Origin of the sequence: Burkholderia sp. Bp9031 (assembly GCF_003857965.1) — a bacterium.
GTDB lineage: Bacteria > Pseudomonadota > Gammaproteobacteria > Burkholderiales > Burkholderiaceae > Burkholderia > Burkholderia ambifaria_A.
Map to the genome: position 1 here is coordinate 276,304 of NZ_QTPW01000002.1, position 26,005 is coordinate 302,308.

The window sequence follows — 26,005 nt, forward strand, 5'->3', positions numbered from 1 at the left end:
CACTGGCCTGATGGCCAATTCGATCGCAGCACGCGATTTTGCCGTCAAGATGCTTTCCCGAACCTACGAATTTTCTTCCTGTGAACCGCTCCATGTCACGCCTGCTACCGCCGCTCGCGCTTGCCGCGTCGCTCGTCCTTTCCGCTGCGCCCGCCGCCGCGCAGCCGGTCAGTGCGGGCTGCGGCGGCGCCACCACGGCAATCGCCGACATCCGGCATCCCGGCGGCCGGTCGCCACTGGCCGGGGGCACCACGTCGATCGAAGCGGTCGTCACCGCGGCATTCGCCGGCACCGACGGCTTCGGCGGCTTCTTCGTCCAGCAGGCGGACGCGCAGCGACGGCACCGGCCGGGCGTCCCGGAAGGCCTGTTCATCCATGCGCCGAATGCGCGTGTCCTGCCTGGCGAGCGCGTGCACATCACCGGCAGGATCGAGCAGAAATACGGCCGGACGCAACTCGCGCTGTCGGGCCACGTGACGGTGTGCGCGCGCGGGCAGACCGTCACGCCGGCAACGCTCGCGCTGCCGGTCGACAACGAGTCCGTATTCGCCGCACATGAGGGCATGCGGGTGCGCTTCCCGCAAACGCTGACGGTCAGCGATACCTACGAGCTCGGCCGCTACGGCAGCATCGTACTCAGCCACGGCCGCCTGTACATGCCGACTCACGTGGTGGCGCCGGCCGAAGCCGCTGCGCAGGCGGCAGCCAACGCCCGCAATCGCATCGTGCTCGACGACGGTTCGCGCCGCGTGAACCCCGCAACTATCCGCTATCCGCCGCCTGCGTTGAGCGCCGCCAATACGCTGCGCGCCGGCTACACGGTGCGCGGCATCGAAGGCGTGCTCGAGAAGCGCTACGGCACGTGGCGACTGCAGCCCGTACCGTCCGCGGCGCCGGTCTTCGACGCCGCGTCGAATCCGCGTACCGATGCGCCAGCACGGCATCCGCAAGCCGACGTGCGGGTCGCGTCGTTCAACGTATTCAACTACTTCAACGGCGACGGCACGGGCGGCGGCTTCGACGATCCGGCCAATCGCGGCGCGAAGTCGCCCGCCGCCTTCGCGCGGCAGGAGGCAAAGATCGTGGCCGCGCTGCGTGCGCTGCGCGCCGACGTGATCGGCCTGATGGAAATCGCGAACAACGGCCACGGCTCCGCGAGCGCCGTGCAACGGCTCGCGACGCGGCTCGGCGACAGCTGGCGCGCGGTCGACCCCGGCACAGCCCGGCTTGGCCGCGATGCGATCGCGGTCGCGCTGCTGTATGACAGCCGGACGATCGAACCCGTCGGGCGGGCCGCGACCGTCGCGCTCAGCGGCCGGAATCGCCCGCCGCTCGCGCAGACATTCCGCCGCAAGGGCGGCACCCGCGCGTTCACGGTCGCGGTCAACCACCTCAAGTCAAAGAACTGCCCGCACGCCGCCGGCCCGGATCTCGACCAGTCGGACGGTCAGGGCTGCTGGAATGCGACGCGCACGCGGGCGGCCGAGCGCGTCGCGGCGTGGCTCGCCACGTCGCCGACCGGCGCTGCGGCCGACGGCGTGCTGCTGATCGGCGACCTGAACAGCTACGCGAAGGAGGATCCGCTGCGCGCGCTCGAATCGCGCGGCTACGCGAACCTCGTCGCCCGCTTCGTCGGCCATGCCGGCTACAGCTATGTATTTCGCGGCGAAGCGGGCAACCTCGATCACGCACTCGCCACGTCGCCGCTCGCTGCCCGCGTGAGGGCCGTACATGCGTGGCACATCAACGCCGATGAACCGATTGCACTGCAATCCGTGCCCGATTACAAAACCCCGGCACAACAGGCTGCCTATTACGCGCCCGATGCGTACCGTTCGTCGGACCACGATCCCGTCGTCATCGACCTTGCGCTGGAGGGAGACGCCACCTGAGCCGTCGCGGGCACAAACCCTGCTCGACAAAAAAATGGCAATTAGTGCAATTGCATCAGCACAACGCGTGCAACGGCACTATTTACCTGACGCACCGGGCGACGCCATATTTACCGGGCTTTCTCGTCGTGCAACGGCCCGTTCATGTTGCTTCGCTCGAAGCGCGAAATTTTTTCAACCGCCGCCCTGCCCCGTCGCGCGGGGCTTCCCGGGAAGCTTGCCGACGAATTGAAAATTTGTCTCGAAACTCAATTGGCTGATGTGAATCACACTGGTTGCTGGGATTCGTCTTATCTTCAAATTGGCCTGCAAATCAAATCGAAGGAGGATAAACACCATGGCGCTCACCGACTCGATCGAACACAAGCTGGACCGCGGCCTGTCCGACATCCGTCGCACCGGCCGGCGCGTGGGACGCACGACGCGCTCGGCCGTCCGCGACCTGCATGCGGACGTGTCCGACGATCTGCGCGGGCTGGTCGATGAACTGGAAGACCTGCTGAAGAACGATGGCGACGGCGATATCGCCGCGCTGCGCAAGCGCGTGCAAGCGCGGCTCGACGAAGCACGCAGCACGCTCGACTACGCGTCGGGCACCGCGGCCGCCCGGCTGCGCGATTCGGCCGAACGCGTGTCGCAAGCCGTGCACGACAACCCGTGGCAGACCGCGGGCGTCGTCGCGGGCCTCGCGTTCGTCGCCGGCCTGCTCCTTTCCCGCCGTTGAACGGTGCCGGCCGCCCCGCTGCCGGCACCGTCCGTCCTCAACCCGACAACGAAGGAGAATCGCCATGCAGAAGTCCCTCGCCCTGAAAGCCGCCGCCGCCGTCATGCTCGGCAGTCTCGCACTTGCCGGTTGCACCACCACGCCTGACAAACCCGAGAACGCATCAACCAGCGCGTCCAAACGCGAGTCGATCGACGCGAGCGTGAACGCGACGCTGTCGCGCCTCTATTCGACGGTGCCGGGCTCGCGTGAACTCGTCGCGAAGTCGCGCGGCGTGCTGGTGTTCCCGAACGTGCTGCAGGCCGGCTTCATCGTCGGCGGCCAGTCCGGCAACGGCGCACTGCGCGTCGGCGGCAGCACCGTCGGCTACTACAACACGTCGTCGCTGTCGGTCGGCCTGCAGGCCGGTGCGCAATCGAAGGCGATCGTGTTCCTGTTCATGACGCAGGATGCGCTCGACTCGTTCCGCAAGTCCGAAGGCTGGTCGGCCGGTGCCGACGCCTCCGTCGCGGTCGTGAAGGTCGGTGCGAACGGCGCGGTCGACTCCAACACGGCCACCGCACCGGTCGAGGTACTGGTGCTGACCAACGCGGGCCTGATGGGCGACCTGTCGGTGAACGGCACCAAGGTCACCAGGCTGCACATCTGACGATCCGGCGCGGCACCGTCACGTCGGCCTCCCCCGCAACGCCGCGGCCCCGGCCGCGGCGTTTTCGCGTGCGCCGCGCGCAGCGGCTATGATGGCGACACCTTTGCGGGCATACTGCCGATCGGGCCGCCCTGCTGCGCGCTTCGCCGCGAACCCTTGACGTTCGCGCGCCGATCGCGCCCGAGGCAACGAGATCCAATCAAACCAGGCATCAATCTGCGCGAACCATCCATGGATAGCGGACACGATCACCAAAAATTCTTCTATTTCCTGCTGTTCGCGGTCACCGTCGGACTATGCTGGATACTCGCGCCGTTCTCCGGCGCCGTCTTCTGGGGCACCATTCTCGCGATACTGTTCCAGCCGGTGCAACGCTGGCTTGCCGCGCGCTTCGGCAAGCGGCGCAACCTCGCCGCGCTCGTGACGATGTCGCTGATCATCCTGATCGTGATCCTGCCGCTCGTGTTCGTCACGGCGACGCTCGTGCAGGAAATCGCATACGTGTACCAGGAACTGAAGAGCGCGCAGCCGAATTATTCGCAGTACTTCCATGACATCATTCACGCGCTGCCGACGTCGATCCAGAACCTGCTGCAGAAATACGGGCTGACCAACATCCCCGGCATCCAGAAGAAGCTGACCGACGGCGCCGCGCAGATCAGCCAGTTCGCGGCCACCCAGGCGCTCAGCATCGGCCAGAACACGTTCCAGTTCGTCGTCAGCTTCGGCGTGATGCTGTACATGGTGTTCTTCCTGCTGCGCGACGGCGGCGAGATCGGCCGCCGCGTGCGCCGCGCGCTGCCGCTCGACGAAGAGCACAAGAACCTGCTGCTCGCGAAGTTCACGACGGTCGTGCGCGCAACCGTGAAAGGCAACATCGCGGTCGCGCTCGTGCAGGGCGCGCTCGGCGGCCTGATCTTCTGGATCCTCGGGATCGAGGGCGTCGTGCTGTGGGGCGCGTTGATGGCGTTCCTGTCGCTGCTGCCGGCGATCGGCGCGAGCCTCGTATGGGTGCCCGCCGCGCTCTACTTCCTCGCGATCGGCGATATCTGGAAATGCGTGATCCTCGTCGCGTTCTGCGTCGGCGTGATCGGCCTCGTCGACAACCTGCTGCGCCCGATCCTCGTCGGCAAGGACACGAAGATGCCCGACTGGGTCGTGCTGATCTCGACGCTCGGCGGAATGGCACTGTTCGGGATCAACGGCTTCGTGATCGGGCCGCTCGTCGCCGCGCTGTTCATGGCGAGCTGGGACATCTACGCACGCTCCGAACAGGGGGAATGACGCTGCGCGTCACGGATGACGGATCCTGATCACGACGGGCGCCACGGCGCCCGTCGTCATTTCCGGTCCTGCCACCGTCATCACGCCGCCATACGGACCGATACGATGCGCGCGGCCCGATACCAGCGGCACGCTTCGATCGTCGCGCGCATCGCGCCATGTTGCGCGAACGTCCGCCCCCGCGGACTGCGCAGGCGGCCGGCCGTCCGGCCCGACCAGCGCCACCTGCGCTCCGGCCAAGCGCCGGCCGTGTGCATCGAACCGGAGCGTCGCGGCCATCGCGCTGTTTGCCGCTTCGATCGGCGGCGCATCGAATGTCACGTCGTACAGATCGACGAGCGCACCGGTGAATCGCACGATGCCGTCCGCGTTCGCATGCCCGGCCGCACCGGCACACGGCATCGCGCACGCGATGCCGACACCCGCTGCGGCGATCCGCAGCCTGTCGCACACGCGCCGCATCGTTCGATCGCGCACCACCGCCGATGCCGCCTGCGTTGCCTTCGTTCGCATGTTCCCCCCTTCTCGCCGCCCAAATAAAAACGGCGGCGTGACGCGCATGTCACGCCGCCGTTTGCTTGCGGTTACTTTAAGGAGAGCGACCGAAACAATATATGGGACAAGTCCTAAATCGATGTCCGTCTGTTCGAACTCAGCGCGTGCGAGCGCTGCGGCTCATGCGTCGGGATCGACGCGCAGCACGAGCTTGCCGCGATGATCGCCGTCGAACAGGCGGTTCAGCACGTCGGGCGCGTTTTCGAGCCCGTCGGCCACGGTTTCCTCGGCCTTGAGGCGGCCGTCGCGCAGCCATCCGGCAAGCGTCTGCACCGCTTCGCGGCTCTTGCGGTAGTCGAGGATCAGGAAACCGCGCATCGTGATTCGCTTCGAGATCAGCACGCCGACGTCGTCCGCCGCGCGGCCGCTGTTGTAGTTCGAGATCACGCCGCACAGCGCGACGCGCCCGCCGATCACCATCCGCGACAGCACCGCACGCATCACTTCGCCGCCGACGTTCTCGAAGTTCACGTGCACGCCGTCCGGCGTCGCCGCCTTCAGCTGCTCGCGAAAATCGTCGGCTTTGTAGTCGACGGCCACGTCGAAGCCGAGCGTCTCGGTCAGGTAGCGGCACTTGTCCGCGCCGCCCGCGATACCGACCACCCGTGCGCCGTGGATCTTGCCGATCTGGCCGGCGATCGAGCCGACCGACCCGGCCGCCGCCGACACGACGAGCGTCTCGCCCGGCTGCACCGGTGCGATGTCGGTCAGCCCGTAATACGCGGTCAGGCCGCTCATCCCGCACGCGCCGAGCAGCGTCGGCAGCGGCATGCCCGACTGCGCGGGCAGCTTCACGAGCTGCGCAGCCTGGTCGGCCGCGAGAACCGCATAGTCCTGCCAGCCGACGAGCCCCTGCACGAGATCGCCTTGCGCAAAACCCGCATGGCGCGACGCGACCACGCGCCCGATGCCGAGCGCGCGCATCACTTCGCCGATCGCGACGGGCGGCAGGTATTGCGGCACGTCGCTCATCCACACGCGGTTGGTCGGGTCCATCGACAGATACAGCACACGCACGAGCACTTCGCCGTCGGCAAGCGCCGGCACGGGTGTTTCGACGAGCGAAAAATGTTCGCGGCCAACCCGCCCTTCCGGGCGCGTCTTCAGCAGCAGTTGGCGGTTCACGAGTGTCGACACGGTGTTCTCCTCCGGTTGTTGTCGTCGATGCGCGTCAGACCGCGCACATGCCGCCGTCGATCACGAGTTCGGCGGCGGTCACGAAACGGCTCTCGTCGGACGCCAGATAGACGGCCGCATGCGCGACGTCGTCCGGCTCGCCAAGCCGGCGCAGCGGAATGCCGCGCGCGAGCTTGCGCGTCGCATCGCGTTCGCCGAGCGACTGGAACAGCGGCTCGACGATCCCCGTGCGAATGAACGCCGGATGAATCGAGTTGCAGCGCACGTCGAGCTCGCGGCGCGCGCAATCGATCGCGACCGACTTCGTCAGCGACGCGACCGCGGCCTTCGACGCGTTGTACGCGGTGAAATCCGGCTCGACCTTGAACGCGGCTACCGACGAGATGTTGATGATCGAAGCGGGACTGCTCTCGGCCAGATACGACAGCGCATGCTTGCAGCCGAGCACGATGCTCTCGACGTTGATCGCCATCACGCGCCGCCATTCGTCGAGCTCGATCTGCGCGGGCGAGCCGATCGACCCGACACCTGCGTTGTTGACGAGCACCGACAGCCCGCCCATCGCGTCGACCGCCTGCACGAGCAGCGCCTGCCAGCGCGCCTCGTCGCGCACGTCCTGCGTGGCCGCGAACGCGACCGGCGCCGCGTGCCCTGCGTTGAGCTCATGCGCGAACGCATCGAGCACGGCCGCGTCGGCGATGTCGGTCAGGAACACGCGCGCGCCCTGCTCGACCATCCGGCGCGCGATCGCGCGGCCGAGGCCGCCGGCGGCGCCCGTGATGTACGCGCACTTGCCTGCGAGGCGCGAGGAAACGACTGTCATGGAACCTGCTCCTATCGTGAATCGTCGTGGCGGACCGGTGCCGTGACGGCGGTTGCCGCGCGCCGGCCGACGGCCGCGCAGTTTGCGCGAGTATAGCGAGCCGGCCGTGCCGCGTCGGACAAATCGGGCAGGCTGCCGCTGCCGGCCCCGATCGAACGAACGCCAGCGTACGCGATTGCCGCCAATCGATGAAATGAATATTCGTAATGCCCGGTCATAGACACACCTGATGACCTTCGCATCCGCGGCCGGCGGAATGGAACGGCGCGGCGCGGCCGATTACCGCGGATACCGGTTCGACGAACGCCGGATGCCGGCTTTTGCCAATGATAGGGAACGAATGGAGCGAGACACGGGAGCAGCCGTCGCGCGACGACCGCATTCGACACCGGGGCACCGATGCCCCGGAACAAACCGCCGTCAGAACCCGTCGCCGGACGCGCGCATGAACGCGCAGACTTGCGGGGAATGCGTGTCGATCATCTGCTGGAACGGCGCGCGATGCCCGTACGCGATGCCGGACACGAGAAGCAGGCAGACGGCCGCGATGCGCGGCGAGAACGAACGCTTGTGCACCTTGGCGTAGGTGCGCAGGAACACCAGCGCGACCAGCGCGCCGAGCAGCCAGCCGACCACGACTTCGGGAATCGTATGCGAATGGTCGAACACGCGCGCGACGGCCGTCGCCGCGCCGACGGCGAGGCCGGCCGCCACGCCCGGCGCATTGCCCGGACGAAACGCCTGCCACAGCATCGACAACGCGACGGTCCACACAGACGTCGACAGCATCGTATGGCCGCTGATCACGCGGAAATCGAACTGCGGAATCTCGACACCGCAGCCCGCATAGAGGATCTTGGTCGCCCCGACGAGGCTCATGCCGGCCGCGAGCAGCACGATCCAGCGCACCGCGAGCCGCCAGTTGGACATCGCGAGCCAGGCCGCGCAGGTTAGCGCGACCGGCAGGGTCAATGCGGCGTCGCCGATGTTGCTGATTTCACTCCACATAACGGACGTCGAACGGCTAGCAAAAGGTCGCAGTTTAACGCAAGCGTGCGACGTGCCTGTATCAGCCTGTGACAGGCTGTATCAGCCCGCGACACCCGTAATCAGCAGCAGGTTCGTGCCGGTGATGACGCCGAACAGCGCCCATGCGGCGACCTGCATCTTGCGGCCGATCGCATGCTCGCCCATCGTGTTGCGATCGCTGACCGACTTGATCAGCGGCCACATCGCGAACGGCAGTTGCAGGCTCAGCAGCACCTGGCTCCAGACGAGCAGTTGCCCGACGGAATTTTCGCCGAGCCACAGCACGCCGATCAGCGCGGGCACGAGCGCGAGCCCGCGCGTGATCAGCCGGCGCTGGTAGCACGGGATCTTCGTATGCAGGAAGCCGTCCATGATCACCTGGCCGGCGATCGTGCCGGTCAGCGTCGAGCTCTGCCCGGACGCGAGCAGCGCGATGCCGAACAGCAGCGCGGCAGCGCCGCCCGCGATCGGCGTGATCAGCCGGTACGCCTGTTCGATGTCGGTGACGTTGTGCTGGCCGGTCGCATGGAACGCCGCGCCCGCGACGACCAGGATCGCCGCGTTGACGAGCATGGCGACGAACAGCGATACGCAGGTATCGATCCGCACCAGCGCGAGCGTGTCGCGAACCAGGCCGCGCGCGCCGCCGACGACATGGCGCGTCTGTACGACCGACGAATGCAGATACAGGTTGTGCGGCATGATCGTCGCGCCGACGATGCCGAGCGCGAGTACGATCGCGTCCTTGCTGTCGTGGCCGGGGTTGCCCGGCACGAGCCCCTTCGCGACCGCATGCCAGTCGGGGGGCGTGATCGCGACCTGCGCGACGAAGCAGAACGCCATCGTCGCGATCAGCCCGAGCACGATCGCCTCGATCTGCCGGACGCCCTTGCCCTGCAGCCCAAGGACGATCACCGTGTCGAGCGCGGTCAGCACGATCCCCCACGCGAGCGGCACGCCGAGCAGCAGCTTGAACGCGAGCGCGCAGCCGAGCACTTCGGCGATGTCGCACGCGATGATCGACACCTCGGCGGTCACCCACTGCACGACGCGGCCAAAGGGGCCGTAACGGTCGTAGCTGGCCTGCGCGAGATCCTTGCCCGCGACGAGGCCGAGCCGCGCGGCGAGCATCTGCAGGAAGATCGCGGCGAGGCTCGAGAACGCGACGACCCACAGCAGTGAATAGCCGAATTGCGAGCCGGCCTGGATGTCGGTGGCCCAGTTGCCGGGATCCATATAGCCGATCGCGACCAGCAGACCCGGGCCGAAGAAGCGCTTGAGCTTCATCCAGCGCGACGCGCCGGCGTCGATCGTGATGCTGCCCTTTACTTCCGACGGGCAGAAGGGGGCGGTGGCGGTAGTGGGAAGCAAGGGCATGGAAACCGGGGATCGTGATCGCGACACGATGATTTTACGGTCATCCGCCCTACTTTCTCCCGTGTATCGGTGCACATGCCCAGGCTCGCCTGGTCGCCATCGGCTTTCGCAGGCTGCTGCGGCGCCGGCTGCGGGTCGGGCGCCCCGGCGCCGTTCGTCAGGATCCGCTCTCGCTCGGCGATGCGAAATTCGGTCGGCGACACCTGGAGACGCTGGCGAAACAGCTTCGCCAGACGCTCGCCGCTGCCGAAGCCCGCGCGCCGCGCGACCTTGTCGGCCGGCAGTGTCGTGTGGATCAGCATGTGGCAGGCGCGCTCGAGCCGCACGTGCTGCACGAACTCGGTCGGTGTCACGCCGATTTCCTTCTTGAAGCGCCGCAGGAAATTGCGCTCGCTCATCGCGGCCGTCCGCGCGACTTCCGCGATCGAGATGCGGTTCGCGCTCTGCGCGCGCAGTTGCTGCGCCGACATCCGGATCGACGGGCTCGCGCTCAGTTCGCGAAACGCCCACATCGACTGCGCGTAGCGTTGCTCGACCGGCTGCATCAGGTTGCCGGCGATCTCCTGCGCGGCGCTGTCGCCGAGATCGGCACGAAACATGTCGAGCACGGCCGCGAACACGTCGGCCTCCCCGCCCTGCAGTTCGATCGTTGCCGCCGCACGGCGGGCGCGATCCGTTCGCGGGTGACCGGCATCCGCCTGCCGCTGCGACGCCGCGAGCGTCGACAGGTCCATCGCATCGACAATCCATCGCGCATGCCGGCGAATGTCGGTCAGGCGCCGCCGCAATGCATCGCTCCAGTTGACCGACGCGCGCTCACCGTGAAGATGAAAGAACGCGAGCGCGCGATGGCCGTGCTCGTCGCCGAGCGCATCGGCGGCGATCTTCACGCCGGACGACGACTGCAGCAATCCCCCGCTTTCGGATACGTACTTCAGTTGGTAACCCGCACTGAACGCGTGCAGGCGATTCGCCAGGTTGAAGGCCTCGCCGAGACGCGCGGCCTGGGCCAAGGAAAACCCCGAACTCAAATAGACAACGACCCATCTCTGATCTGCTGCTTCCACTGGCCAAGCCCCCGGACTGTTTCGACTTCTTCTAATACCGTCGAACTGTCAGGCTTATATTGGGTTTGAACAGGTGCGACAGGACGGCTATCTCGAAATATGAAGCGACGGCATCTTAGCCGAACGGGTGCTGTCGGGCGCTGTCCTTGGCGCGAAATGGCCGACAGTGACAGCATGATGGCGGATTTCTACAGGCTTTCGCCCACCGATCGCATCCCGCGCCGAAATACGCGTGCGACGTGCGGACGCGCGACGTGCGCGGCATTCCCGATATGGGCGATGTTCGCGGCAACGCCGATGCAAACGAACGCACGCGCGCCCTGGCGTTCCGTTGTCCGCGCATCCATTAGAATCGCTCCACCGTCCACCACGCCGACTTCGTCCGTGCCCGCCGATCATCGTCTCGACCTGAACCTGTTCCGCGTGCTCGACGCCGTCTACGTGCACGGCGGCATCGGTGCAGCCGCCCGCGCGCTGCACCTGACGCAGCCGGCCGTCACGCATGCGCTCAACCGGCTGCGCGCGCATTTCGACGATCCGCTGTTCGTCCGCCAGGGCAACCACGTCGTGCCGACCGAACGCACGCGCGCGATCATCGCGGACGTGCAGCTTCATCTCGCCGGACTGCAGCGCACCGCGCGCGACCCGGCTGCATTCGACCCGGCGACGCTCGACCTGAGCATCGCGGTCGGCATTCGCGACGTGCTCGAATCGATCGCGCTGCCGCAGATCGCCGCCGCGTTCGCCGACGAAGCGCCCGGCCTGCGATTCGTGAGCCGCCGCGTCGCGGTGCACGACATCGAACGCGAACTCGCGTCGGGCAATCTCGATCTCGCCGTCGATCGGCGCGTGCAAACCGGCCCGCGCATCTCGACCGAACACCTGCTCGACGATTCGCTCGTCGTCGCGATGCGACACGATCATCCGCTGATGAGCGACCCGCTGCGACGCAGCGACTATTTCGCCGCGCGGCATATCGCGGTGTCGTCGCTCGGCGAACCGCAATCGCTCGACGTGCTGCTCGGCAACGACGGACGCTTCCGGCACATCCAGCTCGTGTGCCAGCATTACTTCGCCGCCTGCCAGATCGCGGCGGCGGGCGACCTGCTGCTGACGCTGCCGCGCACGTATGCGCTGCGCATGGCGGCGTTGCTGCCGATCGCCGTGCAGCCGCTGCCGCTGCGGCTCAAGCCGTTTCCGCTACTCGCGTACTGGCACGAATCGCGCGAGACCGACCGCGCGCACCAGTGGGTGCGCGAACGCGTCGCCACGCTCGTACGCAGGACTGCCGGCGTCGCCGGCTGATCCCATCGACGCTCGTCGACGCTCACTGCGCCCGCGGTTTCAGCCAGGACGGTATGCTGACGGCTCGCACGCCGCGCATCATCGCGGCCCCTCTTTCCCGCTTACCGGAGACTTGCCATGCCGCTCATCCACGCCGCCGCCACCCTCGCCGCCGACGCGCCCGACTACGTCGTCCAGCTGCAGGCCGGCACGCATGCGCTGACCGGCGACGAAGCGCCGCGCGAAGGCGGCCAGGGCCTCGGGCCGGCGCCGTTCGAGTTCGTGCTGGCCGGCCTCGCACAGTGCACGGCCGCGACACTGCGCATGTATATGCAGCGCAAGACGTGGCCGGCCGTGCGCATCGACGTGCACGCCGAACTGCATGCCGATCGCGAAGGTCAGCAGTACGTGCGCCGCGTCGTGACGCTCGACGGCCCGCTCGACGACGCGCAGCGCCAGCGTCTCGCGGAAATCTGCGAGAAAACGCCGGTGACGCTGTTCATCAAGCGCGGCACGCGCATCGAAACGACGCTGAACTGACGCGCTACGTGCCGGGTGTGTGACGCCCGGCGAGCGTCGCACCGCACTGCTCCGCACACGATCGACGCGCAACAAGCAAAACGGGCGGACCGCGCACGATGCGCGGCCCGCCCGTTTGCCTATGCCGCAGGGGCCTAGAGTCCGAGCGCGGAAAGATCCAGCTTGCCGTCCTTCACCGGCGGGCACCAGAAATACGCGCCCGTCAGCGGCCGCGTGAAGCGGAACAGGCCGTCGACGATGCCGTCGTCCGCGCCGCTCATCCGGCGCATCTGCACGTCGAACGCGCGGAACGAACAACCGAACGCGACGAAGTAGAGCCCCGCGCGGCGCGCATCGGACCACGGCGACGAACGGCGCAGCATGAACGCCTCCGGCTCGAAGCTCTCCTGCGCGGTGCGCTTCACGTGCGCGAACTCCGGCGCATCGTCGAGTTCCTCGTTGTCCGAGCGGCGGCGGCCGATGATGTTATCCATGTCCCCCGACGCAATGCGCTCCATCTGGTCGAAGTCGTGCAGCCATTGCTGAACCGCGACGAAGCTCGACCCGTCGAGTCCCGCACCCTGGCCCGTGACGATCGCCGCGGCCAGCGCATCGTCGCCGCTCGGGTTCTCGGTGCCGTCCTCGTAACCCGACAGGTCGCGATCGTTCGAATAGCGGAACCCGTCGACCGCGTCCTGCAGCGCGAATGCCGGCGCGAGCGCCCGCTCGATCGCCCGCGCGCGCAGCACGAGTTCGCCGCGATCGTCGCCGCGCAGCCAGACCCATACGTCGGCCGGCGTAATCGGCAGCGTGCGGTCGTTCACCGCGAACGCCGGGTATTCGGTGAGGCCCGGCACCGGGTGCCCGAGGTGCGCGGCCAGCGCATGTCCGAAGCCGGCGACCGTGTCGCGCCCGTCGACGAGCTCGCGCAACGCCGTCAGCGCCGCCGCGACATTGCCGTTGTTCGAAATCGTGAAAGTGAGGTATCGGGCCGCCGTGTCGATCGGAGCCAGGATGCCTTGCTGAACGTCGCTCATCGTTTCCTCAGAAATGTATCGTGGTGAATCTGCGGGGCCGCAGCGGCCGGCACGCAACCGCAAAGTGTAATCGATGGGGCCCGCTAACCCGTGCGCCGCCACATCGCGGAACGCACACGAAAAAGGGCCGAAACCCGGAATACTAACCGTATCGACGCTGCAACGCCGCATTCGTCAGACATTGCGGCGCGTCCGGCACTGCTGATAAAATCCCTTCACGTCTTTTCGGCGTCCTTTCAACCGTTCACTTCGAGGAGGTGCAGATGTTCCGAATGCCAGCAACCTTCCCGAACGTGGTCCCACGACGCGGCTGATCCAGCCCGTCGTCCGCGCCGGCTCCCGAGTGCTTCACTGACCCGCCGGCCCGCGCATCTTCCCGACAGCCCGTTTCGTTTCGCCCGCGTCGTCCGTGCGGCCCGGCTGTTGCGTTTTCGACGTTCTCCGAACCGGAAAGTCCCGTCGCGCGATGCGCCGGGCAACGATACATGACCAGAAAAACCACCCATCTGGGCGGCCAGGCATTCCAGGCCGTCTTCGGCTTCACGTTCCGCTACTGGCGCAAGCAGCCGGTGCGCATCGCGGCGATCGCGGCACTGGCGCTGCTCGGCGCGCTGGCCGACGTGCTCACGCCGCTGTTCGCCGGGCGCCTCGTCGATGCGCTGTCGGCCGGCCTGACGAACCGCGCCGCCGCGTGGCATTCGGCCGTCACCGCATTCGGCACGCTGGCCGCGCTCGGCATCGGCGCGACGTTGCTGCGGCAAGGCGTCTACCTGAACATCATCACGCTCACGCTGAAGATGATGAGCGAGATCGCCGCCGCATCGTTCCATCGCGTGCAGCGCTTCTCGACCGACTGGCATGCGAACAGCTTCGCGGGGTCGACCGTGCGCAAGATCACGCGCGGCATCTGGGCGCTCGACCTGCTGAACGACACGGTGCTGATCGCGCTGCTGCCGTCGATCACCATGCTCGTCGGCGCAACCGTGCTGCTCGGCACGCACTGGCCGGTGATGGGGCTCGTGGTCGGCGCGGGTTCGCTGCTGTACATCTCGGTGACGGTCGCCGTGTCACTCGGCATCGTCGCGCCGGCCGCGCGGCTCGGCAACATGTGGGACACGCGCATGGGCGGCGCACTCGCGGACGCAGTGAGCTGCAATGCGGTCGTCAAGGCATTCGGCGCGGAAACGCGCGAGGAAGCGCGGCTCGCGCGCGTGATCGGCAAGTGGCGTCAGCGCACGCGCCGCACGTGGGTGCGCGGCACGTTCAACGGCGGGCTGCAGGGTGCGATGCTCGTTGCGATGCAGGCGGCGATGATCGGCGTCGCGCTGCGGCTGTGGGCGAACGACGAAGCGAGCGTCGGCGACATCGCGTTCTCGCTGACGATGTTCTTCATGCTGCAGGGCTACCTGCGCGACGTCGGCATGCACATCCGCAACCTGCAGCGTTCGGTCAACGACATGGAAGAGCTCGTCGCGCTCGAGCGCCAGCCGCTCGGCATCGACGATCGTCCCGGCGCGCAGGCGATCCGGATCGGGCAAGGCGAGATCCGCTTCGAGCACGTGACGTTCCGCTACGGCAATCATCCGGTACCGCTGTACGACGACTTCTCGATGCGCATCGCGCCCGGCGAACGCGTGGGCCTCGTCGGCCATTCCGGTTCGGGCAAGACAACGTTCATCAAGCTGATCCAGCGCCTGTACGACGTGTCGGGCGGCCGCATCACGATCGACGGCCAGGACATCGCGCAGGTGCGGCAGGATTCGCTGCGCAGCCAGATCGCGATCGTCCAGCAGGAGCCCGTGCTGTTCCACCGCACGCTTGCGGAGAACATCGCGTATGCCCGTCCCGATGCGAGCCGCGCGGAGATCGAGCGCGCCGCGCGTCTGGCCAGCGCGCACGACTTCATCGTCGCGCTGCCGGACGGCTATGACACGCTCGTCGGCGAGCGCGGGATCAAGCTGTCGGGCGGCGAACGCCAGCGCGTCGCGATCGCGCGCGCGTTCCTCGCGGACGCGCCGATCCTGATTCTCGACGAAGCAACGTCGAGCCTCGACAGCGAAAGCGAGGTGCTGATCCAGCAGGCGATGGAGCGGCTGATGGTCGGCCGCACGACGCTCGTCGTCGCGCACCGGCTGTCGACGGTGCGCGCGCTCGACCGCCTGCTCGTGCTCGATCGCGGCAAGGTGATCGAGGAAGGCAGCCACGACGCGCTGATCCGCATCGACGGCGGGATGTATCGCCGGCTGTTCGAGCGGCAGGCGCTGGAGCTGGCGAAGGGCTTGATCGATTCGCCGCGGCGCATGGCGGACGGTGATGCCGGGCCGCTGGGAGAGCCGGCTGCGGTGTGATGCGGACCTGACGCGACGTGGCCCGGCGAGACGGTTGCACGCGCCGGGCCAGGCCTGGCCGGTGTTCGGGCTCGGATCGAGGCCGTGCCGATGCACGGCCTTTCCTGTCACGAAATGGCGGAGCCGCGGGGAACACCGGCGACGTTCGAACACGGTGCCACGGCCGTCGTTTGCGCCCCGAAGCCCCACCCGCAACGCCGCCCGCCGGGATCACTTATCATACGGGCCAGGCAATTTGCGACGAAAGGCAGATCATGTTTACAGGCATTGTTCAGGGTGTTGGCGTCATCGCGGCGATCAAGGATCACGGCGAGCTGAGAACGTTCAGCATCGAATTCCCCGACGGATTTACCGCCGACATCGAGATCGGCGCGAGCGTGTCGGTCGACGGCGTCTGCCTGACGGTGACAACCATCCACTCCCCGGTGCTGATCGACTTCGACGTGATGTTGCCGAGCCTGAGAATCACCACGCTGGCCGACCTGACGACCGGCGCCCGCGTCAACGTGGAACGGGCTGCGAAGGACGGCGCGGAGATCGGCGGACATCCGCTGTCCGGTCACGTCGACTTCATGGGGACCATCCTGCACATCGCATCGTCCGAACACAACCGGATGATCCGCATCGGCGTGCCGGCCGATTTCAAGCGCTATGTGTTCGCGAAGGGCTATATCGCGATCAACGGCTGCAGCCTCACCGTGTCGGACGTCAATCGCGACGAAGGCTGGTTCGAAGTCTGGCTGATCCCCGAAACGCGCCGCGCCACCACCTTCGATGCGAAGGGCGTCAACGACAAGGTCAATATCGAGATCGAGCGCAGCACCCAGGTCGTCGTGGATACGATCCGGGAATCGGTCAAGGAAACGCTCGGGGAATTGACGGGCGTCGTCACGACGTTGCTCGCCGAGAAGGGCATCGACATCGAGGAACTGCTCGCGCGAAACGTCGCGCGGCTGCCGAAGCAGTAACGGACACCCTGTTCCCGGTGATCGGCGGGATCACCGGGCATCGGTTTCGGTCGACCCGCCCGGGCCGGCCGCCCCGTACGCCGACGTCACTCCGGCTCCACCTGTACGCCCTTCCCCACCGCCACCCGCTGCGACCGGTAAATCCCCGCGTGTCCGGAAAACAGATACGCGACCACGCAAGCCACGATCGCATACACGCCGACATCCGCGCCGAACAGTTCGATCGCCATGATCGTCGACGCGATCGGCGTATTGGCCGCACCCGCGAACACCGCGACGAAGCCGAGCCCCGCGAGCACCGGCACCGGCAGCGCAAGCACCTGGCCGAGCGCATTGCCGAGCGTCGCGCCGATGTAGAACAGCGGCGTCACTTCGCCGCCCTTGAATCCCGACGCGAGCGTGACGACCGTAAACGCGAACTTGCCCGCGAAATCGTAAACCGGCAGCGGCCCGTGAAATGCGGCCTCGATCGTCGGAATCCCGAGACCGAGATACTGCGGCACGTTCAGCACGGTGGCCGCCACGGCCACCATCGCACCGCCGAGCACCGGCTGCAGCGGCGCGTAGCGGACGACGCGGCGGAACCACGCGGTCAGCGCGTGCGTCGCGAACGCGAACAGCCGGCCGACGACGCCGAACGCGATGCCCGCGGCGACCGTCGCGGCCAGCCCCGTCGCCGAGACGGCCGGCACGAACGGAATCGCATAAACGGTGTGATGCACGCCCCACGCACGGCACACGACATCCGCGACGATCGCCGACGCGACGCAGGTCAGCAGCGCGTCGTAGCGTACGCGGCCGATCGCGAGCACTTCGAGCCCGAACACGGCGCCCGCGAGCGGCGTGCCGAACACCGACGAGAACCCGGCTGCGATGCCGCCCATCAGCAGCACGCGCCGATGCTCGCGATCGAGCCGGAACAGGTGCGTGACGCGATCGGCGAGCGCGCCGCCCATCTGCACGGCCGTCCCCTCGCGGCCAGCCGACCCGCCGAACAGGTGCGTGACGACGGTCGCGACGAGCACGAGCGGCGCCATGCGCTTCGGCACGAGCGCCTTCGGGTCGTGAATCTCGTCGATCAGCAGGTTGTTGCCGCGCGCGACCGACTGGCCGAACCGGTGGTAGACCCAGCCGGTCGCGAAGCCGGCGGCCGGCAGCCCCCACAGCAGCCACGGATGCGCGACGCGCGTGCCGGTCGCCCAGTCGAGCGCGATCAGGAACAGCGCGGAAGCCGTGCCGGCCAGCGCGCCGAGCAAGGCCGAGAGTGCGAGCCAGCGGCACACGTAGCGCACGGTCGCGAAAAAATCGGCAGAAGTCGAGAAAAACATGATTTCCAGTTTCGACAGGACATCAAAACCTGGGCGGCAGAATACCGCATGGACGGCCTGCGACCTCCTGACAACCCAGGAACACGCAGGCATCATCAGCCGGGCAAACCGGCGGTTGAGGGCCAAACCGCGCAACGCGCCGGGCTCGGCCGCAGGGAGGCATGCCATCTCCGCAGGCGGCAATTGTACGCGACGCCGCGCGTCGCACGCAATGCGGGCCGGCGGGCCGGCCGGCCCGCCGCGCACCGTCAGTCGAGCGGCATGCGCTTCACGCGCGAGATCAGCTGGGGCGCGATCCGCTCGAGCGGCAGGATCGCGGACGCCGCGCCGATCGCCGCGGCCGCCTTCGGCATCCCGTAGACGGCGCTCGTCGCCTCGTCCTGCGCGATCGTGTAGCAACCCTTCGCGCGCATCGCCTTCAGCCCGAGCGCGCCGTCGCGCCCCATCCCGGTCAGCAGCACGCCGAGCGCATCGCCCTCCCAGCCGTCGGCGACGCTGTTGAAGAACACGTCGATCGACGGCCGGTACGGCGTCTCGGCCGGATGCCGCGTATAGCCGAGCACGCCGCGCGGCGACAGGCACAGGTGATCGTTGGTCGCCGCGAGCAGCACCTCGCCCGCCTGCGGCACGCTGCCCTGCCGCGCGACGCGCACGGGCAGCCGCGTATAGCCGTCGAGCCAATCCGCCATGCCGAGCGCGAACGCCTGGTCCACGTGCTGCACGATCACGAGCGCGGCCGGAAAATCGGCCGGCAGCGCGCGCAGCAGCGCGGTGAGCGCGGTCGGCCCGCCCGCGGACGCGCCGATCGCGATCAGCGTCGGCTGGCCGCGCGCGAGCGCCGGCGCGGACGGCACGAGCGTCGCGGTCCGGCTTTCGAGCAGCCGGCCGATCTGGTCGATCTTCGCGAGCAGCGGCTGCGGTGCCGCATCCGACGGCAGGCCGAGCGCGAGCGACGGCGTGTCGACCGCGTCGAGCGCGCCGGCGCCCATCGCCTCGTAGACCGACGACGTGTTCGCGCTGACGCTCGCGGTCACGATCAGGATCGCGCACGGGGCACGCGCCATGATCTGCCGCGTCGCGGCCACGCCGTCGAGCTTCGGCATCACGAGATCCATCAGCACGAGGTCGGGCGGATGCGCGACGCAGAAATCCACGGCCTCGTCGCCGTCGGTCGCCACCCACAGCACGCGGTGATCGGTACGCAGCGCGATCACGCGGCGCAGCGCCTCGACGGCAAGCGGCAGATCGTTGACGATGCCGATGTTCATCCGCGCGCATCCCCGATCAAGTCATGCACCGCATCGAGCAGCGCTTCGTCGTGGAAACTGCTCTTCGCGAGGTAGTAGTCGGCGCCGGCATCGAGCCCGCGCCGGCGATCCTCGTCGCGATCCTTGTACGACACGATCATCACCGGCAAGCGCCTGAGCATCGGATCGTTCTTGATCAGCGTGACGAGTTCGATCCCGTCCATGCGCGGCATGTCGACGTCGGTGACGACCAGGTCGAACGCGTCGCTGCGCACCGCGTTCCAGCCGTCCATCCCGTCGACAGCGACGGTCACGTCGTAGCCGCGCTTTTCCAGCAACTTGCGTTCGAGCTCGCGCACCGTCAGCGAATCGTCGACGACGAGCACGCGGCGGCGCCGGTCGGCACGCGCGAGCTGCGGATCGCGCGTGAGCTTCGCGAGCTGGCCGCCGCGCACGAGCTTGTCGACGGAGCGGATCAGGTCCTCTACATCGACGATCAGCACCGGGTCGCCGTTCTCGAGCAACGCACCGGCCGCGATGTTCTGGATCTTGTTCAGGCGGCTGTCGAGCGGCTGCACGACGAGCATCCGCTCGCCGAGGAAGCGGTCGACGGCGACGCCGTACAGCTCGGGCTCGCCGCCGACGACCACGACCGCCGTGCTCGTGCGCGCGGCGTCGGGCTCGCCGGCATCGAGCAGCTGATGCGCGGCGACGAGGCCCGCACGCCGGCCGTCGAACGGAAAATGCGGCTGGCCTTCGAGCACGTCGATGTCGTCATGCGAGAGTTCGAGCGTGCGGCGCACGTGCGCGAGCGGGAACGCGTACGGCTCGCCGCCGACCTCGACCAGCAAGCTGCGGATCACCGACAGCGTGAGCGGCAGTTGCAGCACGAAGCGCATGCCCGCACCGGGCTCGTTGAAGATGCGCACCGCGCCGCGCACGCCGCGCACCATCTCCTGCACCGCGTCGAGGCCGACGCCGCGCCCCGACACGTCGGTCACGGCGTCGCGCATCGAGAAGCCCGGCAGCAGCAGGAATTCGAGCAGCTCGGGATCGGACAGCCGCGCGGCCGTCTCGTCGTCGGTCAGGCGCTGGCGCACGACCGCCGCGCGCAGCGCGTCCATGTCGACGCCCGGCCCGTCGTCGATCACGCTGACGAGCAGCGAGCCGGCGCTGTGACGCGCCTCCAGCGTCACGCTCGCCTCGTCCGGCTTGCCGCGCGCGCGGCGCGCGTCGGGCGATTCGACGCCGTGATCGATCGCGTTGCGCAGCAGATGGCCGAGCGGCGCGTCGAGCAGGTCGAGGATGTCGCGGTCGACCTGCGTGCCTTCGCCGACGATCGAGAAGCGCACCTGCTTGCCGAGCGAGCGCGCGAGATCGCGGACGATGCGCGGATACGCACGCGTCGCGTCGCCGAACGGCCGCATCCGGCACTGCAGTGCCTCGTCGTACAGCTGCTCCGCGATATGCGTGCTGCGGCGCTCGAAACGGTCGAACTCGTCCATGCGCTCGGCGAGCGAACGCTGCAGGTCGTTGAGCATGTGCCGCACTTCGTTCATCGACGCGAGCACGCCCGCATCGAGATCGTCGGCGAACCGTTCGTATAACAGATCGAGCGAGCGGGCCGCGTCGCGCTGCGCGCGCTTCACGCGCAGCATCGATTCCGCGAACGGCTTGAGCCAGCGCGATTCGACGAGCGACTCGCCGGACAAGCTCAGCAGCCGGTTCAGCGTATCGGCCCGCACGCGGCGCATCGCACCCGCGCCAGCCGCGCGGCCAGCCGGGACCGGATCGGGCACGGCCGCCGACACGGCGAGCGGCGGCACTGCGGCACTGGCCCCTACGGGCTCGTTCGCGGCACCGTCGTGTTCGCGAAACGGCGCGACGGACGGCAGCGCCGGCGGCGGCGCGAAGGCCGGTGCCGGCATCGCGGGCATGCCGTCGGCCCCCGTCAGCGCCAGCGCAAACGCGTCGATCTCCGCCGACGACACGGGCGGCGCCTGCGGATCGGCAACGCGCACCAGCAGGTCGACGCCGGCAAGCAGCACGTCGACATGCGTGGCAGTCAGCGCGATCGTGCCGGCCTGCGCCGCGACGAAGCATTCTTCCATCCGCCCCGCGATGTCGACGCCGAGCGGCACGCCGACGATGCGTGCGGCACCCTTCAGCGAATGCGCGGCGCGCATGCATGCCTCGAGCGCGACGGAGTCGGGTTCGCCCGATTCGAGCGCGAGCAGGCATTCGGACAGCGACTGGGTCTGCGTGCGCGTCTCCTCGCGATACAGCTCGAGCAGCGACAGGTGGCTCAGATCGTCATCGCCGCTCATCGCATGCTCCGTGTGACGGCGTCGAACAGCCGATCGTCGTCGAGCAGCCCCACCGACTTGCCGCGCCACGACAGCACGCCGCGCGACAAGCCGGCGCTTGCACGCCCGACCGTCGCCGGCACGGGTACCCATTCGGATGCGCCGAAGCGCAGCACGCCCTCGACTTCGTCGACCGGGAACACCACCGGATCGCCCTGGTGCGCGGCAACCAGCAGCCGCGTGAACCGGCCGTCCGCGCCGGCATGGCCGACGTTGCCCGCTTCGAGTCCGAGCAGCGCGCCGATCGAGATCGCGATGCGCAGCGTGCCGCGAATGTTGACCACGCCGCGCACGGCCGAATGGCGGCGATGCGGTAGCGAATGGATCGGACGCGTGCCGGCGATCTCACGCAGCACGCCGATCGGCAGCGCGAGCCATTCGTCGGCGACGCGAAACGCCAGCGCCGCCTGACGCGTATCGTCGCCGCCGTGCGCGCGGGTCGCGTCGAACGCGCTGATCCGCTGCGTGGCGTCGGCCATCTCGGCGACGCCGAGCGGGCGTTCGAGCAGTTTTGCCGCGTGATACGCATAGACCGGGCAATTCAGGCAGCGCAGGCAGTCGGCCAGCCGCTCGCACGAGCGGTCGCCGCGCGTGCCGATCCGGTTCCAGCAATCGTCGACGCCGATCGTCGCGTCGTCAGCGACAACGGCGTCGCGGTTCATTCGTTCCTCGGTCATCCCGATGTCGGCTCCCAACCCGTACTCTCATTATCCGGCCGAGCGCCGCGCACGCTCGAGCAGCCATTGCGCGCCGGCACCATCGCCGCCGACGTCGAGCAAGGTTGCAAGATGCGTCAGCGCCTCGTGGTGCGTCGGCCGCAGATACAGCGCCTTGCGGTAGAAATCGCCCGCTTCCGCGACCCGCCCGCGCGCATCCGCGATCAGTCCGTTCAGGTAGAACGCGTCCGCGTGCGGCCCGGCGTGCGCGGAGAACTGCGCGAGCACGCGCTCGGCCTCGTCGAATGCACCGGCGTTGGCCAGCGCCTGCGCTTCCTCGAGCGTCGGCGCGTCGGCGGCGGCGAGCGGTGCCGGCGTCGCGTGGGTCGCGTGGGTCGCGTGGGTCGCGTGGGCTGCTTGGGCTGCTTGGGTCGCATTGGCCAGCGAGTCTGCGCGCATGTCGGCCGTCGGCTCGAACGCCGTCGGGCGCTCGTCCGGCGCGAGCGGCGCCGGCGAAGACGCGGTACCGCCCCATGTCGACGGCGCGACGGCCACCAGCGGGCGCGCCGCGGCCGGCGGTGCCACCGTGAAGCGCTCCGCGCGCCGGTACGGCGCGGCCGCGGGCATCGGCGCCGCATGCCGCGCCGCGTAACCGTTCATCGCCGCGTCCACCGCCGCACCGCCATGCATGCGATGAAACGCAAACGCCAGCGGCACGCGCGCCGAGCGCATCCCGTGCCGCATCGCGACGCCCGTTTCGGCCGGACCGACGAACAGCATCCCGTCGTCGGCGAGCCAGCTTTCGAGCGTGCCGATCACGCGATCCTGCGCGTCGCGGCCGAAATAGATCAGCACGTTGCGGCAGAACACGAAATCGTAGCGGATGCCCGTAGCGGCGCCCGGTTCGACCAGGTTCGCCTGGCGAAACTGCACGCATTCGCGCACGCGCTCGTCGAGCAGCCAGCCGTCGGCGGCCGGCATGAAGTAGCGGGTGCGGAACTCGGTCGCCGTGCCGCGAAATGCGTTGCGCCCGTAGCAGCCGAGCCGCGCGTGCTCGATCGCGCGTACGCTCAGGTCGATCGCATCGATCGTGAAGCTGGCCGGATCGAGCCCGGCGTCGAGCAGCGCCATCGCCGCCGAATACGGCTCCTCGCCGGTCGAGCACGGTGCGCTCAGCACGCGGATCACGCGCCCGGGCGTCGCGGCCAGCCGCTCGGCCGCGAGCCGCGCGAGCGTCGCGAAGGCCTCGCGATCGCGGAAGAACCACGTCTCCGGCACGACGAACAGTTCGATCAGCGCGCGCCGTTCGTCGGCCGACGCGTTGAGCTGCTGCCAGTATGCGTCGAGCGCTTCCGGCGTGACGGGCGGCCGCGCCGCCGACGGCAGCCGCTCGCCGTCGCCGTGCAGCGCATGCACGCGCTCCGTCAGCGCGCGGCTCAGGAAATCGTTGCCGAGCGAATCGGGGTCGATGCCGGTCTCGCGCAGCAGCCAGCCGCGAAATCGCGAATCGGACGCTTTCATGCGGACTCCCCTCCGTGGCCCGGCTGGCCGTCGAACAGATACAGGCGCGCAACGTCGTCGATCAGGTCCGATACCGAGACCTGCTGCACGATCCCGTCGGGCGTGTTCGCGACGCGCCCGAGCCAGCGCGTGCGCGCGGTCGACACGCCGCTGGCATGGAACGCCGTGCGATCGATCCGCAGCGTCTGCGTCGCGCGCTCGACGATCAGGCCGATCACACGCTCGCGGTCGAGCTGCTCGACGCGGTAGCGAACCATCACGAGCCGCGTCGAACGCAGCGCATGCGCGCGCCGCCCGAGCGCCAGCATCGGCACGTCGATCACGGGCACCGGCTGACCGCCGCGCATCAGCAGCCCGGCGATCCATTCGGGCGCACCGGGCACGGCCTTGGCGGTCGCGAGCGGCAACACCTCGTCGATGTCGGCCGCGTCGAGCGCATAGCGCTCGCCGTCGAGCTCGAACATCAGGAACAGCGCATGCGCGCAGCCGTGCGATTCGGCGCGCGTCACGCGTCGACCTTGAAGCGCGACACGCTGGTGCGCAACTGGTTCGCGACGAGCGTCAGGTCGTCGATCGCCTGCGACGACTGGCGCAGCGATTCGGCCGTCTGCTGCGCGGCTTCCGACAGCTGCGACAGCGCCTGCGTGATCTGCTCGGCACCGTTCGCCTGCGTCTGCATCCCTTCGTTGACCATCTGGAAGCGCGGCGCGAGCGTCTGCACCTCGGCGATGATCTGCGACAGCTGGCCGCCGACCTGCTGCACGTCGAGCATCCCGCGGCGCACTTCCTCGGAGAACTTGTCCATCCCCATCACGCCCGCCGACACGGCCGACTGGATCTCCTTCACCGTCTGTTCGATGTCGTAGGTCGCGACCGCCGTCTGGTCGGCGAGGCGGCGGATCTCGGTCGCGACGACCGCGAAGCCGCGGCCGTACTCGCCGGCCTTCTCGGCCTCGATCGCCGCATTCAGCGACAGCAGGTTGGTCTGGTCGGCCACCTTGGTGATCGTCGCGACGACCTGGTTGATGTTCAGCGCCTTCTCGTTGAGGATCGCGAGCTTCGCGTTCACCGAGCCGGCCGCGTCCATCACGCTGCGCATCGTCTCGCCCATCCGCGTGAGCCCGCCCTGGCTCACGCCCGCGAGCGTCGCCGACTGCTCGGCCACGCCGGCCACCTCGTTCATCGTGCGCAGCAGGTCGCGCGACGTCGCGAAGATCTCGCGCGACGTCGCACCGATCTCGGTCGTCGTCGCCGCGGTTTCGTTGGCGGTCGCCTGCTGCTCGCGCGACGTCGCCGCGATTTCGGCCACCGACGTCGTCACCTGCAGCGACGACTGCTGCGCGCGCGAGACGAGCTCGGTCAGTTCGTCGGCCATCCGGTTGAAGCCCGTCTCGAGCGTGCCGAATTCGTCGCGGCGACGCAGGTCGAGGCGGCGCGTCAGGTTGCCGGTGCGCATCACGTCGTGCACTTCCACGAGCCGCGCCATCGGCACTGTAACGGAACGGTACAGCCCGTAGCCCAGCCCGAGCGCGGACAGCAGCACGATCGCCAGCGCAGTTGCGAGGACGACTTCGGTGTCCTGCACGGATTCGCGGATCAGCTTCGCGGACTGGTCGGCGAACTTGCGGTTCTCCTGCACCAGGATATTCGCGTTGCGCACGACCTCGGCCCACGACGGCTGCAGCTTCGCATAAGCGGCGATGGCCTCTTCGCGCGACACGCGGCTCTTCTGCACCGCCTCGTTCAGCAGCGGCAGGTAGCGGTCGAAGGAGCCGCGGAACGTCGCGAAGCGCTGGCGATCGTCATCGCGGAACGTCGTGTTCTGGTAGTCGATCGACAACGACTCGACTTCCTTGAGCGCCTCGGCGATCTTCGCGAAATCGCGCTGCACGAGCTCGGGATCGGTATCGACGAAGGTCGCCTGCTGCAGCTGCGTGAACGATTCGTTGATCGCCCCGCGCAGCGACGCCGCGAGATAGACGCCGGGCAGCGAGTCGCGTTCGATGCTGACCGCTTCGGCGTTGATCGCACGCAAACGCTGGTAGGACACGCCGGCGGTCACCAGCATCAGCACGAACAACACGCCGAAGCTGAGCAGGATGCGGTTGCCGAGCGTCAGCCGGCCAGCGCCGATCGTCGGATGCAGGCTTTCATTGGTCGCGCGGGGCGTCACGGTGGCCATGTTCGTTATGGG

General features: G+C 68.3%; 23 protein-coding genes and 1 riboswitch. Of the genes, 8 read left to right on the forward strand and 15 right to left on the reverse strand.

Annotated features, from left to right (window positions below; translation table 11 throughout):
- Nucleotides 1-92 precede the first annotated feature (92 nt).
- Nucleotides 93-1,892: an ExeM/NucH family extracellular endonuclease gene (locus DIE15_RS04430; protein ID WP_124832477.1), complete on the forward strand. Its 1,800-nt coding sequence runs from the start codon at nucleotides 93-95 to the stop codon at nucleotides 1,890-1,892.
- Nucleotides 1,893-2,066: 174 nt separating this feature from the next.
- Here the strand turns inward: DIE15_RS04430 and DIE15_RS36855 are convergent, their stop codons facing one another.
- Nucleotides 2,067-2,231: a hypothetical protein gene (locus tag DIE15_RS36855; RefSeq protein WP_175824389.1), complete on the reverse strand. Its 165-nt coding sequence runs from the start codon at nucleotides 2,229-2,231 to the stop codon at nucleotides 2,067-2,069.
- On the opposite strand from DIE15_RS36855, the gene DIE15_RS04435 reads away from it, so the two are divergent.
- From DIE15_RS04435 to DIE15_RS04445, 3 genes are all read left to right on the forward strand, one after another.
- Nucleotides 2,230-2,616 carry a YqjD family protein gene (locus DIE15_RS04435; protein WP_057924078.1) on the forward strand — a complete coding sequence of 129 codons (387 nt, stop codon included), beginning with the start codon at nucleotides 2,230-2,232 and terminating at the stop codon, nucleotides 2,614-2,616. The genes DIE15_RS36855 and DIE15_RS04435 overlap by 2 nt on opposite strands.
- Nucleotides 2,617-2,680: 64 nt before the next feature.
- Nucleotides 2,681-3,265, forward strand: coding sequence for a YSC84-related protein (locus DIE15_RS04440; protein WP_057924079.1), 585 nt, complete (start codon nucleotides 2,681-2,683; stop codon nucleotides 3,263-3,265).
- A gap of 231 nt (nucleotides 3,266-3,496) precedes the next feature.
- Entirely contained in the window at nucleotides 3,497-4,549 is a 1,053-nt protein-coding gene (locus tag DIE15_RS04445) for an AI-2E family transporter (protein WP_124832478.1), read from the forward strand.
- A gap of 9 nt (nucleotides 4,550-4,558) precedes the next feature.
- On the opposite strand, the gene DIE15_RS04450 is transcribed toward DIE15_RS04445, so the two are convergent.
- The 6 genes from DIE15_RS04450 to DIE15_RS04475 all read right to left on the reverse strand — a co-directional run bounded on the left by DIE15_RS04450 (nucleotide 4,559) and on the right by DIE15_RS04475 (nucleotide 10,483).
- Nucleotides 4,559-5,062: a thioesterase gene (locus tag DIE15_RS04450; RefSeq protein WP_124832479.1), complete on the reverse strand. Its 504-nt coding sequence runs from the start codon at nucleotides 5,060-5,062 to the stop codon at nucleotides 4,559-4,561.
- Nucleotides 5,063-5,224: 162 nt separating this feature from the next.
- A complete protein-coding gene (locus tag DIE15_RS04455; RefSeq protein WP_124832480.1) occupies nucleotides 5,225-6,241 on the reverse strand; it encodes an NADP-dependent oxidoreductase in 1,017 nt (338 codons plus the stop codon).
- A 34-nt stretch (nucleotides 6,242-6,275) separates the two neighbouring features.
- Entirely contained in the window at nucleotides 6,276-7,064 is a 789-nt protein-coding gene (locus tag DIE15_RS04460) for an SDR family oxidoreductase (protein WP_057924082.1), read from the reverse strand.
- A 420-nt stretch (nucleotides 7,065-7,484) separates the two neighbouring features.
- Nucleotides 7,485-8,072, reverse strand: a complete 588-nt coding sequence (locus DIE15_RS04465) for a phosphatase PAP2 family protein (protein ID WP_057924083.1) — start codon at nucleotides 8,070-8,072, stop codon at nucleotides 7,485-7,487.
- Between the two features lie 81 nt (nucleotides 8,073-8,153).
- Nucleotides 8,154-9,470 (reverse strand): Nramp family divalent metal transporter, encoded by a 1,317-nt coding sequence (locus DIE15_RS04470; protein WP_057924084.1) that lies wholly within the window; start codon nucleotides 9,468-9,470, stop codon nucleotides 8,154-8,156.
- Complete coding sequence (locus DIE15_RS04475; RefSeq protein ID WP_124832481.1) at nucleotides 9,419-10,483, reverse strand: helix-turn-helix domain-containing protein; 1,065 nt, start codon at nucleotides 10,481-10,483, stop codon at nucleotides 9,419-9,421. Before DIE15_RS04475 ends, DIE15_RS04470 begins: the two co-directional genes overlap by 52 nt.
- Nucleotides 10,484-10,921: 438 nt before the next feature.
- On the opposite strand from DIE15_RS04475, the gene DIE15_RS04480 reads away from it, so the two are divergent.
- Together DIE15_RS04480 and DIE15_RS04485 are read left to right on the forward strand one after the other, a co-directional pair.
- A complete protein-coding gene (locus DIE15_RS04480) occupies nucleotides 10,922-11,842 on the forward strand; it encodes a LysR family transcriptional regulator (RefSeq protein WP_124832556.1) in 921 nt (306 codons plus the stop codon).
- Nucleotides 11,843-11,959: 117 nt separating this feature from the next.
- Nucleotides 11,960-12,361: an OsmC family protein gene (locus DIE15_RS04485; protein WP_124832482.1), complete on the forward strand. Its 402-nt coding sequence runs from the start codon at nucleotides 11,960-11,962 to the stop codon at nucleotides 12,359-12,361.
- 134 nt (nucleotides 12,362-12,495) lie between these two features.
- Here DIE15_RS04485 and DIE15_RS04490 read toward each other — a convergent pair whose 3' ends face one another.
- A complete protein-coding gene (locus tag DIE15_RS04490) occupies nucleotides 12,496-13,377 on the reverse strand; it encodes a Dyp-type peroxidase (RefSeq protein ID WP_057924088.1) in 882 nt (293 codons plus the stop codon).
- Nucleotides 13,378-13,862: 485 nt separating this feature from the next.
- Here DIE15_RS04490 and DIE15_RS04500 point away from each other — a divergent pair, with 485 nt between their 5' ends.
- On the forward strand, nucleotides 13,863-15,725 hold the full coding sequence (locus DIE15_RS04500) for an ABC transporter ATP-binding protein (RefSeq protein WP_057924089.1): 1,863 nt from the start codon (nucleotides 13,863-13,865) through the stop codon (nucleotides 15,723-15,725).
- A gap of 254 nt (nucleotides 15,726-15,979) precedes the next feature.
- A complete protein-coding gene (locus tag DIE15_RS04505) occupies nucleotides 15,980-16,693 on the forward strand; it encodes a riboflavin synthase (protein ID WP_057924090.1) in 714 nt (237 codons plus the stop codon).
- An 86-nt stretch (nucleotides 16,694-16,779) separates the two neighbouring features.
- On the opposite strand, the gene DIE15_RS04510 is transcribed toward DIE15_RS04505, so the two are convergent.
- From DIE15_RS04510 to DIE15_RS04540, 7 genes are all read right to left on the reverse strand, one after another.
- On the reverse strand, nucleotides 16,780-18,021 hold the full coding sequence (locus DIE15_RS04510; RefSeq protein ID WP_057924091.1) for a voltage-gated chloride channel family protein: 1,242 nt from the start codon (nucleotides 18,019-18,021) through the stop codon (nucleotides 16,780-16,782).
- Nucleotides 18,022-18,100: 79 nt separating this feature from the next.
- Nucleotides 18,101-18,202, reverse strand: a riboswitch (Fluoride riboswitch).
- Nucleotides 18,203-18,269: 67 nt separating this feature from the next.
- Nucleotides 18,270-19,289: a chemotaxis response regulator protein-glutamate methylesterase gene (locus tag DIE15_RS04515; protein ID WP_057924092.1), complete on the reverse strand. Its 1,020-nt coding sequence runs from the start codon at nucleotides 19,287-19,289 to the stop codon at nucleotides 18,270-18,272.
- Entirely contained in the window at nucleotides 19,286-21,595 is a 2,310-nt protein-coding gene (locus DIE15_RS04520) for a hybrid sensor histidine kinase/response regulator (protein ID WP_124832483.1), read from the reverse strand. The genes DIE15_RS04515 and DIE15_RS04520 overlap by 4 nt, the downstream gene beginning before the upstream one ends.
- Complete coding sequence (locus DIE15_RS04525) at nucleotides 21,592-22,296, reverse strand: chemotaxis protein CheW (protein ID WP_124832557.1); 705 nt, start codon at nucleotides 22,294-22,296, stop codon at nucleotides 21,592-21,594. The genes DIE15_RS04520 and DIE15_RS04525 overlap by 4 nt, the downstream gene beginning before the upstream one ends.
- A gap of 45 nt (nucleotides 22,297-22,341) precedes the next feature.
- Complete coding sequence (locus DIE15_RS04530) at nucleotides 22,342-23,811, reverse strand: protein-glutamate O-methyltransferase CheR (protein ID WP_124832484.1); 1,470 nt, start codon at nucleotides 23,809-23,811, stop codon at nucleotides 22,342-22,344.
- The gene (locus tag DIE15_RS04535; protein WP_124832485.1) at nucleotides 23,808-24,320 is read right to left on the reverse strand and encodes a chemotaxis protein CheW; all 513 of its coding nucleotides are present in this window, start codon (nucleotides 24,318-24,320) and stop codon (nucleotides 23,808-23,810) included. Before DIE15_RS04535 ends, DIE15_RS04530 begins: the two co-directional genes overlap by 4 nt.
- Entirely contained in the window at nucleotides 24,317-25,993 is a 1,677-nt protein-coding gene (locus tag DIE15_RS04540; protein ID WP_124832486.1) for a methyl-accepting chemotaxis protein, read from the reverse strand. The genes DIE15_RS04535 and DIE15_RS04540 overlap by 4 nt, the downstream gene beginning before the upstream one ends.
- Between the last annotated feature and the right edge of the window lie 12 nt (nucleotides 25,994-26,005).